This is a genomic window from Pseudomonas sp. S1_E05, from assembly GCF_056337105.1.
The window spans coordinates 3,226,436-3,243,431 of record NZ_JBFRHM010000001.1 but is presented as its reverse complement, the minus strand read 5'-3'; the positions used below and the strand labels follow the sequence as shown (position 1 = coordinate 3,243,431).

Genomic DNA, 16,996 nt, shown 5'->3' with positions numbered 1-16,996 from the left:
GGAACGAGGATGTCGAGAGAATGCCCTGTAGGTGTTTTCACCGCCGTATCAATGAATATGGCGGGCGTAGTGCCTTGGGTTGAATCGCACGGCCATGAGTATCATCAGCGACACGACGCCAGTGAGTGACCACCAGGCCCATTCGAAGCTACCCAGTTGATCGCGGATCACGCCCGCAATCAGCGGTGAGACACCGGCGATCAGATAACCGATGCCCTGGACGAAGGCCGTCAGTGCGCCGGCCTGTTGCGGGTTGTCCAGGTGATCCATCGACACGATCAGGCTCATGGGAAACAGCCCACCGATGCCCAGCCCCAGCAGGCAAGGCCACAACAGGCTCAGGTGCTGAGGACTGAGAATCAGGCCTATGAACCCTGCAATGATCAGCGCCAACAATGCCATCAGCACCCCGCGTCGGTCTCGGCTGCGATTGGCGATGACGGGCGCCAACAGGCCCGACACCACCTCCATGGCGGTCAGGAAGCCCAGCAGCAGCCCAGCGTTCTGCTCGCTCCAGCCTTTTTCTACGTAGTACGGTGCCAACCAGGCCAGTACACAGGTGTAGGACGCCGTCCCCAGGCCAAAAAAGATGGCGAGCAGCCACGCGCGGGAATTGGCGAAGCATGAACCGTTTTGTCGCGCGGGAGCGGGCAGCGCAGGCACTGTCGAGCGTTGACCCAACCAGAACACCAACGCCAATAGCGCCAACACGGCCCAAATCGCCAGTCCCATGCGCCAGCTATCGAAACGCATCATCACCAGCGGGGAAAAAGACGCCGCAATGGCTGCACCGCCCATGATTGACGTGACGTACAGGCCCATGCAGACGGCAACGTTGTCACTGAATCGCGACTTGATCAGTGCCGGCATCAACGCCTGGATCAACGCGATGCCGACGCCGGCCATTATGGCGCTGATGATGAGTTCGAGTGCGGAATCGAGAAAAAGTCGAGATGCCGTCGCCAGGCCAATGATCAGCAGCGACACCACTACGGTACGTTGCTCGCCAAAACGTTGGCTGATGCGCAGACCAAGAAACATCGCCAACCCCATGGCCATGACCGGCAGCATGGTCAGCAGCGAGGCGAGGCTGAAGCTCAGGGCGATGTCGCCGCGAATCGTCGAGAGCAGCGGGCCGACAGCGGCCATGGAGGGGCGCAAGTTAAGCGCGACGAGCATGATGGTGACCATCAGGAGGAGGGCGGGGCGAGAGGTGGCGCGGATGTTTTCCATGGTCGAACCTTGATGGGCGAGAACGGAATTACATGCGCCAGGGGCTTGGGCCGCAAATCAGAAAGTCCGGGGTGGTATTTAGAAATTAAATACCGTCCCTGTGGGAGTGGGCTTGCTCGCGCCATCTTCGGTGTATCCGGAATGTTTAGCCATCTGACAACCAAGGTTCTTCAAATCCCGATTTAACTGCTTATCCCGGCATGTGACGCTGCTGAGCATCTGTTTACTGCGGTCTTCCCTATGGACGGTTGTCCGGACGCACTCCCTTCCGAACTCGCCTTCTGGGCGTTGTGGCATTGTCGTCACGCGCGCCCGCCGGACTCCTGCCTTTCCCGTTAGAAAATCCTACAGGTCCCGTGTGATGCACCGGGATCAAATCGGCAGCGCGTGTGCGTCTGCCTGACGCGGAAACAAGAGAATGCCCATGAGTTGTGCCCGAACCTCCTTCGCCGCCCCGGAAGAAGCCCTGACTTTTCTGCAACAGAACCCGGATATCGAGATGTTCGAGTTGTTCATCCTCGACAACAACGGGGTGCCGCGGGGCAAGTTGCTGCATCGCGATGAATTACTGCCGATTTACGAAAGCGGACGTCCCTTGCCCAGCACGATCCTGGGACTGACCATCAACGGCGAAGACGTGGAAAACTCCGGGTTGGTCTGGGATGTCGGCGATATCGACTGCCGGGCCTACCCGATCAGTGGCAGCCTGACGCGCATGCCGTGGCGCTTGATGCCGACGGCGGCGGTGCAGGTCAGCATGCACCCGACCGAGGGCATGCCGGCGACTATCGCCGACCCCAGGCACTTGCTGGCGAAGGTGATTGAAGGCCTGCAAGCCGACGGCTATTACCCGGTGATGGCTGCGGAACTGGAGTTTTATCTGCTGGACCAACAGCGTGACAGCCACGGTCGGCCGCAACCGGCGCGAGATGTCGATGGCGGGCGGCCGCGAGGCACGCAAGTCTACGGGTTGCGTGAGTTGGAGCAGATCGAGCCGTTCCTGGCCGATTTGTACAGCGCCTGCAAACTCCAGGGCATCCCGGCACGCACGGCGATTTCCGAGTACGCGCCGGGGCAAGTTGAAATCACCCTTGAGCATCGAAGCGATGCGTTGCAGGCGATGGATGAAGCTGTGCGCTACAAGCGCCTGGTCAAGGGGGTGGCGCACAAGCACGGGATGACAGCATGCTTTATGGCCAAGCCCTTCGATGATCTGGCGGGCACCGGCATGCACATGCACGTCAGCCTGGCGGATCGCGAGGGCAGGAACCTGTTTGCCAGTGAAGCTGCAGACGGGACACCGCTGCTCAGGCATGCGGTGGGCGGCATGCTTGCGACTTTGCTGGACTCTTTATTGCTGTTCTGCCCTAACGCCAACTCCTACCGCCGCTTCCAGACCAACAGCTACGCGCCGCTCGCCGCCACTTGGGGCGTCGACAATCGCACGGTAAGCCTGCGGGTCCCGGGAGGCCCGGCGTTCTCGCGACACATCGAGCATCGCATTTGCGGCGCCGATGCCAATCCGTACCTAGCCGCTGCGGCGATCCTGGCAGGTATCCATCGCGGCCTCCGTGAACAGTTGGACCCGGGCGCGCCAGTGGAAGGCAATGGCTACGCCCAGGCGACGAAACTGCTGCCCACCGACTGGCTCACCACCCTTCGCGCGCTGGAAGGCTCGAGCTGGGCGCAGGGGGCGTTGGGCAGCGAATTTCTCGGCGTTTACCTGGCCGTGAAACGGGCCGAGTACCGACAGTTCATGGGAGAAGTTGGCGAACAGGATTGGCGTTGGTATCTGAACCAGGCCTGAATCATTCTCAAATACCACCAGAGTTCATTGCAAATTATTGAGGCCAACTAATCGTTGGCTTCTTTTTCACAAAAAATTGATGGATGGCTGCCCAAAATTGAAGCCGTCGCGATAAATGAAATTTTCACATTTATCGACGGCATCTCTTTCAAGGAAATAGTCGATCATCATGTTGAAGTTCAAAGCCGTGCGCCCTGAATGGGTGACACTGATTGCCAGCGCCTTTCTGTTATTGGGTTTCAACTCTGTACTCTGGCAGCACCTGTTTGAAATCACCGCGACCGACGCTCAGGGCCTGGCGATGCGGGCGGCGTTTGGCGTGATGATCCTGGCGGCCTTCAACATTGTGCTGACGTTGTTGGCGTTCCGGCCAGTTCTTAAACCGCTGTTGACGTTTTTGTTCATGGTCAGCGCGGGCGTGGCTTATTTTATGGCGCAATACGGGGTCATGATCGACACCGGCATGTTGCGCAACTTTGCTCAAACCAATGCAACGGAAGTGCGTGATTTACTCTCGTTAAAGATGGCTGTTTATATTGTTTTGCTGGGTATATTGCCGTCGTGGTTGCTCTGGAAGACACCGGTTAGTTATCGCCGCTGGCATCGGGAGTTGCTGAGCAAGGTCTTGGTCAGTGTGGCCTCGATAGCGGTGATTGGCGGCATTGCACTGGTCAACTATCAGGGGCTTTCTTCGCTGTTTCGCAATCACCACGAATTGCGCTTGATGGTGGTGCCCAGCAACTATGTGGGCGCTTCGATCAGCTATTTGCGCGAACAGGTCGCCTCGGCCCAGCAACCCTTCGTGAAGATCGGGGAGGATGCGCAGAAAAACCCGGTCTGGCAGACCCATGGCCGAAAGTCCCTGACTGTATTGGTTGTGGGCGAAAGTGCCCGTGCCGAGAATTTTGGCGTGCTGGGGTACAAACGTGATACCACGCCTCAACTGGACAAGCAGGCAGGCCTGATCGCGTTTACTGATGTGCATTCCTGCGGCACGGAGACAGCGGTATCGGTGCCGTGCATGTTTTCCAACATGGGTCGCAAGGATTACAACGCCAGCAAGGCAAAAAACGAAGAAGGCCTGTTGGATGTGCTCAAGCGCGCGGGTCTGGATGTGATCTGGCGTGACAATCAGTCGGGCTGCAAAGGCACGTGTGATCGAGTCACGCTCGAGGATGTCAGCAATTTGAAAGACCCGGCACTGTGCGCCAACAGCGAATGCCGCGATGAAATTCTCTTGCAGGGTTTGCAGCACTTCATCGACACCCTGGATAAAGACACCGTGCTGGTGTTGCACCAGATGGGCAGTCACGGGCCGGAATATTTCAAGCGTTATCCAAAAGAGTACGAACGGTTTACCCCGGTTTGCGAAAGCAATGCCCTGAACAATTGCAGTCGCGAGAGCATCGTCAATGGCTATGACAATACGCTGGTGTACACCGATCATGTGCTCTCGACCCTGATCGACCTGTTGCGCAAGAATCAGGACAAAGTCGATACGGCCATGCTGTACCTGTCAGACCACGGCGAATCGTTGGGCGAATACAACTTGTTCCTCCACGGCACGCCCTACATGATGGCACCCGAACAACAGAAACACGTGGCCATGTTGGCCTGGTTTTCCGACAGCTATCAAAAATCGTTCTCGGTCGACACCCATTGCTTGCAACTGAGCCGTGACAAGCCGTTGAGCCAGGACAACCTGTTCCACTCAATGCTGGGCCTGCTGGAGGTCAGCAGCAAGGTCTACAACCACGACCTGGATATGTTCTCCGGCTGCCGTGGGGCTGTGATCGATGGCGTTCTGGCCAAAGAGTGACCTTCCTACAACGCAGGTGACGTCCCTCCATCAGGCAATTCTTGCCATTAGGTAGGCTTTTTCGCTAAAGCTCTTGTTCAGTGGATGCGCGGAAATCGCCGGGGGCGATATATACTGCGCGCCATTCTTCAAGGGAGAGCCGTGTGGCCATCGATATTCACTGGATTCGCGACAACGATAGCCTCGCCCGGTTTTGCGCCGAGTGGCAGCAGCTGCCCTACGTTGCACTCGACACCGAATTCATGCGGGTCGACACCTTTTATCCGATCGCCGGCCTGCTGCAGGTCGGCGATGGCGTACGCGCTTATCTGATCGATCCGTTGACCGTCGACAACTGGAAACCCCTGGCCGCATTGCTGGAAAACCCGGCGGTGGTCAAGGTGTTGCACGCCTGCAGCGAAGATCTCGAAGTGCTGTTGCGCCTGACCCGCAGCTTGCCGGCCCCGCTGTTCGACACGCAGTTGGCCGCCGGTTACCTGAACCTCGGGTTTTCCATGGGATATTCGCGGCTGGTGCAGGAAGTGCTCGGTATCGAGTTGCCCAAAGGTGAAACCCGTTCCGACTGGTTGCAGCGTCCGCTGTCCGAGACCCAAATCAGCTATGCCGCTGAAGACGCCTTGCACTTGGCCGAGGTATTCGTACAACTACGTCCAAAACTGTCTGACGAGAAATTTGCCTGGGTTCTGGAGGATGGCGCCGAGCTGGTGGCCAATCTACGTCGGGAGATCGATCCGTACGAGGTCTATCGCGATGCCAAGCTGGCGTGGAAGCTTTCCCGCGCTCAGCTCGCCGTGCTGCGTGAGCTATGCGCCTGGCGCGAGCGTGAAGCCCGTGCCCGTGACCTGCCGCGCAACCGAATCATCCGTGAACACTCGCTGTGGCCCCTGGCGCGCACGCAACCGGACAACCTGGGGGCTCTGGCGAAAATCGAAGACATGCACCCGCGTACCGTACGCCAGGACGGTGAGTTTCTGCTTGATTTGATCAAGCGCGCTGGCAGTGTAGCGCCCGATCAGTGGCCGCCTGCCGTGCCGGAGCCCCTGCCGGTGGAGGCCGCCGCGCTGCTCAAACAGTTGAAGGCCATCGGCCAGGCCGAGGCTGAGCGTCTGGCCATCGTGCCAGAGTTGATGTTGCGCAAGAAAACCCTGGAAGCCTTGCTCAAGAGCGGCTTTCCCAACGGTCCTTATCAATTGCCTGATTCGCTGCGTGGCTGGCGCCGCGAATTGATGGGCCAGGCGCTGCTCGACAGCCTGGACAACGCCGGAGAACAGCCTTGAAACGTATTTGTTCCATCTACCGCAGTTCGAAAAGAAACGAAATGTACCTGTATGTGCTCAAGAGCGATGCCCTTGAGCGCGTACCGGAACCTTTGTTGGCCGCGTTCGGCAAGGCCATCCACGCGTTCGATCTGGTGCTGAGCCCCGAGCGCAAGCTGTCGCGCGAGGACATCGGCGTGGTCCTGGAAAACCTCGACAAGCAGGGCTACCACCTGCAAATGCCTCCGGCCGAAGACGAGTACATCGAGCATTTGCCCGAAGAATTGTTGCGACGCAACGACCCGGTGTGACCGGCAGACAGGCTCTGTTCAGAGTCGGCGTGAAATACTGGAATGATTTTGGCGATGGCCAGGCCAGGGGACGAGGCTTCCTTGGCGGCCGTCTGCACTGCTTTTGAAAGGTTTGAAACATGCGCGTTCTGATTGCCGAACACGACCACGCTATATATGCCCAATTGTTGCGCCAGGCCGCACCCGATCTCGAAGTGCTGACCAGCGGCGATTCGGCCGAGCTGGCGCGTCAGGCCGCCGAATGCCCGATCTGGCTGGGGCAGCCTGATCTGCTGGCCACCCTGTTACGCCAAGGGCACAAGCCGCAATGGCTGCAGTCGACCTGGGCTGGTATTACGCCACTGCTGGCCGACGGCCTTTCACGGCACTATCGCCTGACCCGCGCGGTAGGCATTTTCGGTCAGGTCATGGCCGAATATGTACTCACCTACATGCTCGGCCACGAACGTGAAGTGCTGCCGCGCCTGGTCAGTCAGGTCGAGCGTAAGTGGGACAGCCGCCAGGGCCAGAGCCTGGCAGGGCGCAAAGTGTTGATCGTTGGCACCGGCGACATCGGCCAAACGGTCGCAGAGTTTCTGCTGCCGTTTGGCGTCGAGTTGTATGGTATCGCCAGCGAAGCACGGGAGCAGGCACCCTTTATCGAAGTGGGCGCGCTGGGCGACTTGCCACGTCTTGTCGGTGAAGTGGACTACGTGATCAACCTGCTGCCTAACACGCCGAACACCCATGATCTGTACGATGCCGCTCTGTTCAAGCGATTCAAGTCGACCGGTTTGTTCATCAACGTCGGACGCGGTGTGGCGGTGGTCGACGCAGACCTGGTGGAAGCGTTGAAGGAAGGACATCTGGCGGGCGCGGTGATCGACGTCTGCCGTCAGGAGCCGCTGCCGCAGCGTCACCCGTTCTGGACGGCCTGGGGCTTGCTGCTGACCGGCCACAGCTCAGCGCCAACGTCACCGACGATGATGGTCAAGCTGTTCATCGAGAACCTGCGCGCGTATCACGCGGGCGAGGCGCTGCGCGGGGAAGTGGATTTCAATCGCGGATACTGACACCCCGCCCCCCTGTAGGAGCGAGCTTGTCGAGGCGTCGAACCGTCGCGATGGTCGCAAGAACAGCGCCGGGTGTCAGATGCCCAGCGTTATCGTTGACATCCATCGCGAGCGTGCTCGCTCCTACAGGGGAGGGTGGTGTTTGTTAGAGGGTGAAATCGCCTTCAGCTACCGTTTCACTCAACGGCCGGCGCGGGCTGGGCACTTCACGCGCTTGCAGGTACTCCGCCAGCGTCGCCTTGTCGCCCAGCTTGCCCACGGCCACCGCCGCGTGCAGCGCGTAACCTTCAGGAATGTTCAGCTCCTTGCGGGTCAGCTCCTGATCGAAACCGGCCATGCCGTGGGTGTGCCAGCCGCTGATGCTCGCTTGCAGTGCCAGGTGGCCCCAGGCGGAACCGGTGTCGAAGGTGTGCCACAGGGCCGGGGTTTCTTCGCTGGCGCCGGGTGCGACGAAGGTGGTCTTCGAGATCACGATCACCAGCGCTGAAGCGTGTTGTGCCCACGCTCGGTTGAATTCGTTGAGCAGGCCCAGGTAACGCTCCCAGTTCGGCGTATCGCGACGGGCGTAGAGAAAACGCCATGGCTGCGAGTTGTAGGCCGATGGCGCCCAGCGTGCGGCTTCGAAAAAGCTCAGCAGGGTTTCTTCCGGGATGGCTTCGCCGGTGAAGGCGCGAGGCGACCAGCGATCGGTGAATTGCGGGTGAATGGCATAATCGGCAACGCGTGGAGTGGCACTCATGCAGGGTTTCCTTGGGATCGAAGCGACAGGCTAAGCTACTTGCCGACGCACTCACTGACAAGTCCCGTTGTACCGGTAGTCGCCAATGCTTGGCCCGCACGGCGCCGGGCACTAGACTGGCGGCCTTTTCACCACCTGATGTTGATGCTTGAGCCATGGCCGCCAAAGTCGAACCGTTCTGGATACGTAAAACCCTCGATCAGCTCGATCAGCAGGAATGGGAATCGCTGTGCGACGGTTGTGGGCTGTGCTGCCTGCAAAAGCTCGAAGATGAAGACGACAACAGCGTTTATTACACGCGTATCGCCTGCAAATTACTGGATCTGAAAACCTGCCAGTGCAGCGATTATCCCAATCGCCGCAAATCCGTCCCCGACTGCATTCAACTCACGCCGGGCAAGGCCGATGAATTCAAGTGGCTGCCGCCCACTTGCGGTTATCGCCTGGTCAGTGAAGGCAAGGATCTGCCGCTGTGGCACCACCTGGTGTGTGGCGATCGCGACGCCGTGCACCACGAACGCATTTCCCAGTCCGGGCGCATGCTCGCCGAAGGCAGCGTGGCTGAAGAGGATTGGGAAGATCATCTGATTTTCCGCGCAGGTTAGTGTGAACAAGGAGGGTGTATGGCTGTGGGATTGCGCCTGGCGCTGGCCGTCGGGCTGGTGGCCCTGAGTTCGTCGGTGTGGGCGGCGAAGAAGGTGGATCTGGATTACCACGTGCGCCTGCTCCCGCAAAGCGATCAAGCGGAAGTTCGCCTGACTCTGGCCCAGGGCTCGACGGTGCGCAGCCTGGATTTTGATCTCGGCGACGGCAGTCACTACAGCGACTTCAAGGCCGACGGCCAATGGCAGCTCACGCCTGGCCAGCAAGCGCGCGGTGTCTGGCGTCCGGCTGCCGACAAGGCCAGCCTGACCTACCGCGTACGCATCAGCCACAGCCGCAAGAATGGCAGTTTCGACACCCGCATGACGCCAACCTGGGCGCTGATGCGTGGCGATGATCTGGTACCTGCCGCCCGGCTCGATCAGCAGGACGGCATCGAGTTGGTATCACGCCTCGAATTCGAATTGCCCAGCGGTTGGAAAAGCATCGAAACCGCGTGGCCGCGCATTGGCAAGAACAAATTCCGCATCGACAACGTCTCGCGCCTGTTCGACCGACCCACGGGCTGGATGCTCGCCGGCCACCTGGGCAGCCGTCGAACTCGGCTGGGGGAGACCGAAGTCACCGTCGCTTCGCCCCAGGGCCAGGGTATGCGCCGAATGGACGTGCTGACGCTGCTCACCTTCGTTTGGCCGCAAGTGCAGGCGGTGTTCCCGCGCCACCCGAGCAAACTGCTGATAGTCGGCGCCAATGACCCCCTGTGGCGCGGCAGCCTGGCAGCCCGTGAATCGATCTACCTTAATACGCGTCTGCCGCTGGTCAGTGAAAGCGGGAGCAGCGCGCTCGTGCGCGAATTGGTCCAGGTGTTCGGACGGGTCAACGATACCCATCGCAGCGACTGGATCAGCGAGGGGCTGGCCGAGTATTACGCGATCGAGCTTGTGCGGCGAGCGGGCGGGATCAGTGATGAGCGCTACGAAACCCTGCATGCCCGGCTGGTCAAGGACAGCCAGAAAGTCACCACGTTGCGCGATGCCCAGGCCAGCCCGGCGCAAGTGGCGAAGGCGGTGTTGCTGCTGCAGGAGCTGGATCGCGAAATTCGCCTGAAAACGCGCAACAAGCGTTCGCTGGATGATGTGATGCGCGGGGCGATGCGCCTGGAGAGTGTGGACACCAAAGCGTTCGTGCAATTGTCCGAGAGCGTGATGGGTGAGTCGTCGAGGGTGCTCAATACCGAATTACTTCAATAACCCTGTCTCCCGGCCCCCCCGTCCCCTGTAGGAGCGAGCTTGTCGAGGCGTCGAACCGTCGCGATGGTCGTCAACGATGACGCGGGCAGTCTGAATGCCAGCGGTGTCTGAGCCACCATCGCGACGGTTCGACGCCTCGACAAGCTCGCTCCTACAGGGGAGTGGGGGAACGCTGGGTCAGACCCCAGCTTTAGGCGACTTCAGCGAATCATTGCCCGTCACGGTCGCCGTGCTGGTCGCCGCCTCGGCATTGGCTTTCAGCCGGCCCAACTCTTCTCCGGCCCGCTCGATCTTCGCCCGCACGTTGTTCATGTCCTGACGACTTTTTTCCAACAGGCTCTTGGCAGAACTGTGCCCTGTGATGCCACGTGCCAACGCCACGCCGCCGATGGCCACCTGGATCAGGCCGAGGATACCGCCGCGACGCAGGCCCTTGCCGACCATCACCGCCCCACCCGCCAACGACCCAACACGTTCCCAACCGTGAACGTTTTTATCGGAGGGGCTCTGGAACGGGGTGGATTCGATGCGCTCAACGCGTTTGAGTTCGCTCATGATCTGTCTCCTGGCAGGTTTGACTGTTTCAGATAACTAAGCTGACTGCCTGGGCGGGCGGCTTGTTCCATCGGATATGCAGCGGTTCAGCGAAATTTCGGACCCGAGCGGGTATTCAGGCCTTTGGCCATGCGGTCGTAGAGCACGACGTTGACCGTGGCCGCAAGATTCATGCAACCGGTGGTCGGGATGTAGACCACGTCTTCGCACCAGTCACGGATCTCTTTATCCAGTGAGCCGTCTTCCGGACCAAAGATGTAGAGGGCACGATCCGGATGGGTGTATTCCGGCAACGAGCGAGCCCCTTCCACCAGTTCCACGGCAACCGGTACACAGCCCAGCGGCAGAATTTTTTTCAAATCGTCGATGCCGATCAACGGAATGTCGTAATGCACACGCTTGGTGTCGGTGACGAAGTCGGCGGCGCGCTCGTAACGCTTTCCGGTATAGAACACGGACGCCACGCCATAGCAGCCGGCGGCGCGCATGACCGAACCGACGTTTTCCGGTGATTTGGGGTTATACAAACCAATGCAGCTGTACCGTTTGTCTGCCACGAGCGCGGTGCCTTCGGGAAAAAACGGCGATTATACGGGGATTGGGGGAGGGGTGTCGGTTTGAGATTTGCGGTGAGTTTGCCGGCCTCATCGCGAGCAAGCTCGCTCTTACAGGGGGCTTGTCGTTCACAAATCCACTGCAGGAGCGGGCTTGCCCGCGATGAGGCCAGATCGGCCAGCGAAAACCTTCAGTCTTCCTTCTTCATCAATCCAGCCAACGCCGCAAACGGGTTGTGCGTCGCTTTGGCGATCTTCGGCGTGCTCAGCGAGCCTTCGTCGAAATACTGCTGGTCGGTGTAGCGCGAGTGCTCATTGTCGTGGCAGTACAGGCACAACAGCTCCCAGTTCGAGCCGTCCTGCGGGTTGTTGTCATGATTGTGGTCACGGTGGTGCACGGTCAGTTCGCTCAGGCGCTTGCCGGAAAACTCACGGGCGCAGCGGCCGCACACATGCGGGTACATCTTCAGGGCCTTGTCGCGGTAACCCATTTCCTTGTCGCGCTGGTTGTCGGCGAGGATGCGGTCCAGTTTCGACGTGTTGGCAGGGGTGGACGAACTCATGGGTTCACCTTTGTAAAAAGACTAATGACGGTTATGGATGCAGTTTAGCTCAGCCCTTGAGCTTCTCGGCAACCCAGATGGTATGGCGGGTGCCCTTGTTACCGTGGGCGAAGACCTGCACTTCCTCGGCTTTGAAACCGGCTTTCCTGAGCTTGTCGGAAAACAGCCGGTCGGCGCTGGCCGACCACACCGCCAGCACGCCCTTGGGCCGCAGGGCCTTGGCGCAGGCACTCAGGCCACTGGCGGAGTAGAGCCAGCTGTTGGCACGCTGGGTCAGGCCTTCCGGGCCGTTGTCGACGTCGAGCATGATGGCGTCGAACCCTTGGGGCTCGGCTTGCAGCACCTTGGCAACGTCCTCCATGCGGATCACCGTGCGAGGATCTTGCAGGGGGTTGCCGGCCTTTTCGCCCAGCGGCCCGCGGTTCCACTCCACCACGCCAGGCACCAGTTCGGCGACCACCACTTCGGCATTTTTGCCCAGGTGCTTGAGCGCCGAAGCAAGGGTGAACCCCATGCCCAGGCCACCGATCAGCACTCGCGAATTCGGACGTCCGGCGACTTTGCGGCAGGGAATCTCGGCCAGCGCATCTTCGGAGCCGTGCATGCGCGTGTTCATCAGTTGCCCGCCATCCCCGCCCTGGATCTTGATGACAAAGTCCTCGCCGTATTCGAACAGGCAAAGGGCTCCGCCGTTGCCAGGAATGGGGGCGGTGTCGAGCAGGACGAAACGTTTCATGGGGTTCTCTTGAGAAGAATGGGCATTGGTGAAAGCAAACGAGCGCAGTTGGGAGTAGCCTGCAAGCAGACAACAAGGTTAACGGAGCCCTTGATGAAGCGCATCATTCTAACGATCATCGCACTGGCTGCGCTCTCGATAACTGCAGTGTCCGCTCAGGAACTGCAAGCCATTCCGACCACGCCTGCGCCACTGCCTGGGTCGCCCGGCACTGCGACGCCGACACCGTATCCGCAAATTACCCCCAACAGCATTCCCAAGTCGGGGCCCGGCAGCGGCGGGGCGCCATTGCTGCCGCCGATCCTCCCGCCGACTCCACCCGCCAGGGATCAGCCGGTGCCGGGGATCGAGCCAAACGTACCCAAGGTTAAATCGCCGGGGGTTAGACCTGTTGCGAAAGTAGCTGACCGTCGGCCATGCGCAGGCGCTTGGACAGGGAAACGGCCAAGGCGCGGATGATCTTGGCGGCGATCTTCGGCGCGTCATTGAGCATTTTTTCCAGTGAATCCTTGCCAAGGTTGAGCAGTTGGCAGTTGCTCGCGGCCACGCAACTGGCGGAGCGGCGTTCGCCATCGAGCACGGCCATTTCGCCGAAGGCCCGACCGCTGCGCAGGGTGGCCATGGTCACTCGCTGCCCGTCGCTGTTGGTTTTCTGCACTGCCACCTGGCCGGTGTGGATGATGCACATGAAACTGCCGGCATCGCCTTCCTGGAAAATCACTTCGCCCTCGGCCACCGTGCTGATGCTGAAATAGCCGGATGCCGCCGCAAAGTCGGCGGGCAGCAATTGAGCGAACAAGCCACAGTCCATCAGCCAATCGCGGATTTCATTGTTCAACAAGGTCGGTTCTGACATGTGATCACGGTCTTTTTATTGTTGCTGATATCGATTCCACGCCCCCTGTAGGAGCGAGCTTGCTCGCGATGACGGTATACCAGTCAATATTTATAGTGACTGACACACCGCTATCGCGAGCAAGCTCGCTCCTACAGGGATCTTCGTAGCCACGGGATTTCGTTTATGACCCGTCCTGGCGGCCAAGTTCCTCAAGCAATGCCCAAAACCGCGAAAACAAATGCGTATTCGAGTGCTACGTCACGCAATCCCTGGTATCGGCCGCTCATCCCGCCATGGCCCGCGCCCAGCTCAGTCTTGAGCAGCAAAAGGTTGTCGTCGGTTTTGGTGGCGCGCAGTTTGGCCACCCACTTGGCGGCTTCCCAGTATTGAACGCGGCTGTCGTTGTAGCCGGCGATCACCAGCGTTGCCGGATACGCCTGTGCGGTGACGTTTTCGTACGGTGCGTAAGCCTTGATCCGATCATAGACTTGTGGCTCCTGAGGATTGCCCCACTCGTCGTATTCCGTGACGGTCAATGGCAAGTCCGGGTCGAGCATTGTGTTGAGCACGTCGACGAACGGCACTTCGGCAATCGCTGCGCCAAACAGGTCGGGGCGCATATTGAGCACCGCGCCGATCAGCAAACCGCCCGCGCTGCCGCCGCTGATTGCCAGTTGAGGCGAGGTGGTGTAGCCATTGGCAATCAAGTGCTCGGCACAGGCGATGAAGTCGTCAAAGGTGTTGTGCTTGTGTTCCTGCTTGCCGGCGCGATACCAGGCTTCACCCAATTCCCCACCGCCGCGCACGTGGGCAATGGCAAACGCTACGCCGCGATCGAGCAGGCTCAGGCGTGCGTGGGAGAACCACGGGTCGAGGCTCTGGCCGTAGGCACCGTAGGCGTAGAGGTACAGCGGCGTAGGTTTGCCCAAAGCGTCGCGTTTGACCACCAGGCTGATCGGCACTTGCGTGCCATCCGGCGCGGTCGCCCACAGTCGCTGGCTGACGTAGGCGTCGGCATCGAACGGACCGAGTACCGGGGTTTCTTTCAAAACGGTCTGGTCGCCGTTGACCAGGTCCAGTTGGCGAATCTGCGCCGGGCGATTCAGCGCCTCGTAGCGCAGGCGGATGCGCTCGCTTTCAAATTCCAGGCTGTTTTGCACGTGCAGGCTGTAGGCAGCATCCGGCAATTGAACCCGATAACTCGGCAAATCCTGTGGGTGCACTTCGATGATCGGCAGGCCACCTTCGCGCAGGCTCAGGGTCATGGCCCCGACATTGAGGCTCATGCCTTCGATCATGGTGCTGTCGCGATGCGCGATGAGCAGGCGCCAGTCGGCTTCGGTGGGTGCCACGCCGGTATCGACAGCGGTGTACAGGGCGTAGTTGATGCCGTCGCGGTTGCTTCGAATGAACCAGGTCCATTGACCGTCGAGCACACCATGATCGACGTCGTACTCATGGTCTTCAACCCGTGGTGCGATGCAGCTGAACGGCTGCTGCGGCTGACAGGCGTCGAGCACCCAGATTTCGCTGGTGGTCTTGCTGCCCAGGGCCAGGAACAATTGCTGTTCGGAGCTTGCGCGGTAGCAATGCAAGAAGAAGCGGCCGTCGGGCTCATGGAACACTTCTTCAGCCGCTGTGCCATCCAGTCGATAACGATACAGCTTGTGCGGTCGGTGCGTGTCGTCCAGTTCGCCAAAAAACAGCGTCAGGCTGTCGTTGGCCCAGGTCATGCTGCCGTCGCAGTCCTGGAACTCCAGTTCGCTGACACGACCGTCGGATAATTCCTTGACGAACAGGGTGTAAATCTCATCGCCTGTAGCATCGACGCTGTAGGCCAGGCGCTGGTGATCCGGGCTGATGCTGAAGGTGCCGAGGGAAAAGAACCCACCGTTGGCCAGCTCGTTCGGATCCAGCAGCAGTTGTTCGCGGCTTTCGTCCAGTTGCAGGCTATCGTCGTCCGGGCGCGGGCACCGATAATGGCGAGCGTACTCGTCGCCGGCGGTGGTGCGTGTGTAATACAGGTACGGGCCCCACGGTGACGGCAACGACAGGTCCGTTTCCAGGATCCGGCCCTTGATCTCTTCGAACAGGGTCTCGCGCAACCCGGCCTGATTGGCGGTTTGCGCTTCCTGATAGCTGTTTTCCGCTTTCAGGTAGTCGAGGACCGCGTCGGTGTCGCGTTCCTGCAGCCAGGCATACGGGTCAGAGCCTGGGGCTGTGTGGGCGATGGGGGCGGATTGAGACATGAATGGTTCTCGAAGAGTGCACGAAATAGGGTTTTGCAACCTGTGGGAGCGCGTATGGCCTGGTATTGGGACAAGCCGGACGTGCAAAAAGTCGTTACTATAAGCCCCTATTTGCTTGCCTTGCCATGGACACCATGACCGAGAACGACTATCTGATCGCTTGGGGCCTTTACGCCTTCGCCGCTTTGGGCTGCCTGTTGGTGTGGATGCGCATTACCCGTTGGATGTGGCGCTGGCTACGCGAGCCGCTGCGGGTGTTGGGCGCAGTGCTGTTGTTCAGCCCGACGATCATCGACCCGGTGAAGGAAAAAGTTGCCCCGGCCATCGCCATTACCACTCTGGACCTCGCGTTCAAGGTCGGTAACAACGCTTGGCGCGCCATCTCCGACCTGCTCATGTACGGCATGATTGCCTTCGGTATCTATCTGGTATTCGTTGCGATCCGCTTCCCCATCGAGCGTAACGCCCGCGCTCGCAAGGAGCGGGCGGAGGCCGCGAAGGCGGCAGCCCGCGTCGACGAGCCGGACGACGACCAACCGTTCGGCGGTGCCGGGGATGACCGTTATGGCCGTCCGCCAGTCCCGAGCAACCCGCAGCGTATGCGGGTCGAACCGCGTTTGTAACCTTGCCCCTGCCTTACAGAGAGTCCGAGCATGTGTGAGTTATTGGGCATGAGCGCCAATGTCCCGACCGATATCGTGTTCAGCTTCACCGGATTGATGCAGCGCGGCGGGCGTACCGGCCCTCATCGTGATGGCTGGGGCATCGCATTCTACGAGGGGCGCGGCCTTCGCCTGTTCCAGGATCCGGCGGCAAGCAGCGAATCGGAAGTCGCCAATCTGGTGCAGCGTTATCCGATCAAGAGCGAAGTGGTGATCGGGCATATCCGCCAGGCCAACGTCGGCAAGGTCTGCCTGTCCAACACCCACCCGTTCGTGCGAGAGCTGTGGGGGCGAAATTGGTGTTTTGCGCACAACGGCCAGTTGGCGGATTTTCAACCGACCACCAGCTTCTACCGCCCTGTTGGCGATACCGACAGCGAAGCGGCGTTCTGCGATTTGCTCAACCGCGTACGCGCCGGGTTCCCCGAGCCGGTGGACGTCCAAGCGTTGCTGCCGGACCTGGTGGCCGCTTGCGCCGAATACCGCAGCAAAGGCGTGTTCAATTGCCTGCTCAGCGACGGCGATTGGCTGTTCTGCTACTGCTCCACGAAATTGGCGCAGATTACCCGTCGCGCACCGTTCGGCCCGGCGCGCCTGAAAGATGTCGATGTGATCGTCGACTTCCAGGCCGAGACGACGCCCAACGACGTGGTGACGGTGATCGCCACCGAACCTTTGACCGAAAACGAAACCTGGACCCGCTACGAGCCGGGCCAATGGAGCCTGTGGCGACGTGGTGAATGCGTCAGCCAAGGCAAGACCGAATAAA

The 16,996-nt window shown here is 60.1% G+C and carries 17 protein-coding genes and 1 pseudogene; 10 read left to right on the top strand and 8 right to left on the bottom strand.

Going from position 1 to position 16,996, the window contains the following annotated elements; translation table 11 throughout:
- Positions 1–48: 48 nt before the first annotated feature.
- Entirely contained in the window at positions 49–1,233 is a 1,185-nt protein-coding gene (locus AB4N33_RS14985; protein WP_460117292.1) for a cyanate transporter, read from the bottom strand.
- Positions 1,234–1,657: 424 nt separating this feature from the next.
- On the opposite strand from AB4N33_RS14985, the gene AB4N33_RS14980 reads away from it, so the two are divergent.
- The 5 genes from AB4N33_RS14980 (at position 1,658) to AB4N33_RS14960 (ending at position 7,478) form a co-directional block, all read left to right on the top strand.
- Positions 1,658–3,040: a glutamine synthetase family protein gene (locus AB4N33_RS14980; RefSeq protein WP_476457647.1), complete on the top strand. Its 1,383-nt coding sequence runs from the start codon at positions 1,658–1,660 to the stop codon at positions 3,038–3,040.
- Positions 3,041–3,209: 169 nt separating this feature from the next.
- Positions 3,210–4,859: a phosphoethanolamine transferase gene (locus AB4N33_RS14975; protein WP_460117289.1), complete on the top strand. Its 1,650-nt coding sequence runs from the start codon at positions 3,210–3,212 to the stop codon at positions 4,857–4,859.
- A gap of 143 nt (positions 4,860–5,002) precedes the next feature.
- Positions 5,003–6,136, top strand: a complete 1,134-nt coding sequence (rnd, locus tag AB4N33_RS14970; protein ID WP_460117288.1) for a ribonuclease D — start codon at positions 5,003–5,005, stop codon at positions 6,134–6,136.
- Entirely contained in the window at positions 6,133–6,426 is a 294-nt protein-coding gene (locus AB4N33_RS14965; protein WP_460140046.1) for a YcgL domain-containing protein, read from the top strand. Before rnd ends, AB4N33_RS14965 begins: the two co-directional genes overlap by 4 nt.
- A gap of 119 nt (positions 6,427–6,545) precedes the next feature.
- On the top strand, positions 6,546–7,478 hold the full coding sequence (locus AB4N33_RS14960) for a D-2-hydroxyacid dehydrogenase (RefSeq protein WP_460117286.1): 933 nt from the start codon (positions 6,546–6,548) through the stop codon (positions 7,476–7,478).
- 145 nt (positions 7,479–7,623) lie between these two features.
- On the opposite strand, the gene AB4N33_RS14955 is transcribed toward AB4N33_RS14960, so the two are convergent.
- Entirely contained in the window at positions 7,624–8,217 is a 594-nt protein-coding gene (locus tag AB4N33_RS14955) for a nitroreductase family protein (protein WP_460117285.1), read from the bottom strand.
- 155 nt (positions 8,218–8,372) lie between these two features.
- Here AB4N33_RS14955 and AB4N33_RS14950 point away from each other — a divergent pair, with 155 nt between their 5' ends.
- A complete protein-coding gene (locus tag AB4N33_RS14950) occupies positions 8,373–8,822 on the top strand; it encodes a YcgN family cysteine cluster protein (protein WP_460117284.1) in 450 nt (149 codons plus the stop codon).
- A gap of 18 nt (positions 8,823–8,840) precedes the next feature.
- A complete protein-coding gene (locus AB4N33_RS14945; protein ID WP_460117283.1) occupies positions 8,841–10,070 on the top strand; it encodes a hypothetical protein in 1,230 nt (409 codons plus the stop codon).
- A gap of 177 nt (positions 10,071–10,247) precedes the next feature.
- Here AB4N33_RS14945 and AB4N33_RS14940 read toward each other — a convergent pair whose 3' ends face one another.
- From AB4N33_RS14940 to AB4N33_RS14925, 4 genes are all read right to left on the bottom strand, one after another.
- Positions 10,248–10,625 carry a YgaP family membrane protein gene (locus AB4N33_RS14940; protein WP_460140043.1) on the bottom strand — a complete coding sequence of 126 codons (378 nt, stop codon included), beginning with the start codon at positions 10,623–10,625 and terminating at the stop codon, positions 10,248–10,250.
- A gap of 86 nt (positions 10,626–10,711) precedes the next feature.
- On the bottom strand, positions 10,712–11,182 hold the full coding sequence (locus AB4N33_RS14935; protein WP_095171660.1) for an RNA methyltransferase: 471 nt from the start codon (positions 11,180–11,182) through the stop codon (positions 10,712–10,714).
- Between the two features lie 188 nt (positions 11,183–11,370).
- The gene (locus AB4N33_RS14930; RefSeq protein WP_476457646.1) at positions 11,371–11,742 is read right to left on the bottom strand and encodes a YajD family HNH nuclease; all 372 of its coding nucleotides are present in this window, start codon (positions 11,740–11,742) and stop codon (positions 11,371–11,373) included.
- Positions 11,743–11,791: 49 nt separating this feature from the next.
- Complete coding sequence (locus tag AB4N33_RS14925) at positions 11,792–12,478, bottom strand: spermidine synthase (protein ID WP_460117282.1); 687 nt, start codon at positions 12,476–12,478, stop codon at positions 11,792–11,794.
- A gap of 93 nt (positions 12,479–12,571) precedes the next feature.
- On the opposite strand from AB4N33_RS14925, the pseudogene AB4N33_RS14920 reads away from it, so the two are divergent.
- Positions 12,572–12,859 (top strand): annotated as a pseudogene (locus AB4N33_RS14920) (hypothetical protein); the annotation flags it as partial.
- A 1-nt stretch (position 12,860) separates the two neighbouring features.
- Here AB4N33_RS14920 and AB4N33_RS14915 read toward each other — a convergent pair.
- Both AB4N33_RS14915 and AB4N33_RS14910 read right to left on the bottom strand, forming a co-directional pair.
- On the bottom strand, positions 12,861–13,334 hold the full coding sequence (locus tag AB4N33_RS14915) for a Crp/Fnr family transcriptional regulator (RefSeq protein ID WP_460117280.1): 474 nt from the start codon (positions 13,332–13,334) through the stop codon (positions 12,861–12,863).
- A gap of 191 nt (positions 13,335–13,525) precedes the next feature.
- Complete coding sequence (locus AB4N33_RS14910; protein WP_460117279.1) at positions 13,526–15,565, bottom strand: S9 family peptidase; 2,040 nt, start codon at positions 15,563–15,565, stop codon at positions 13,526–13,528.
- A gap of 125 nt (positions 15,566–15,690) precedes the next feature.
- Between AB4N33_RS14910 and AB4N33_RS14905 the strand changes: the two genes are divergently transcribed.
- Together AB4N33_RS14905 and AB4N33_RS14900 are read left to right on the top strand one after the other, a co-directional pair.
- Positions 15,691–16,188, top strand: coding sequence for an MFS transporter (locus tag AB4N33_RS14905; protein WP_460117278.1), 498 nt, complete (start codon positions 15,691–15,693; stop codon positions 16,186–16,188).
- A 30-nt stretch (positions 16,189–16,218) separates the two neighbouring features.
- Positions 16,219–16,995 (top strand): class II glutamine amidotransferase, encoded by a 777-nt coding sequence (locus AB4N33_RS14900; protein WP_460140041.1) that lies wholly within the window; start codon positions 16,219–16,221, stop codon positions 16,993–16,995.
- The last annotated feature ends 1 nt before the right edge of the window (position 16,996 follow it).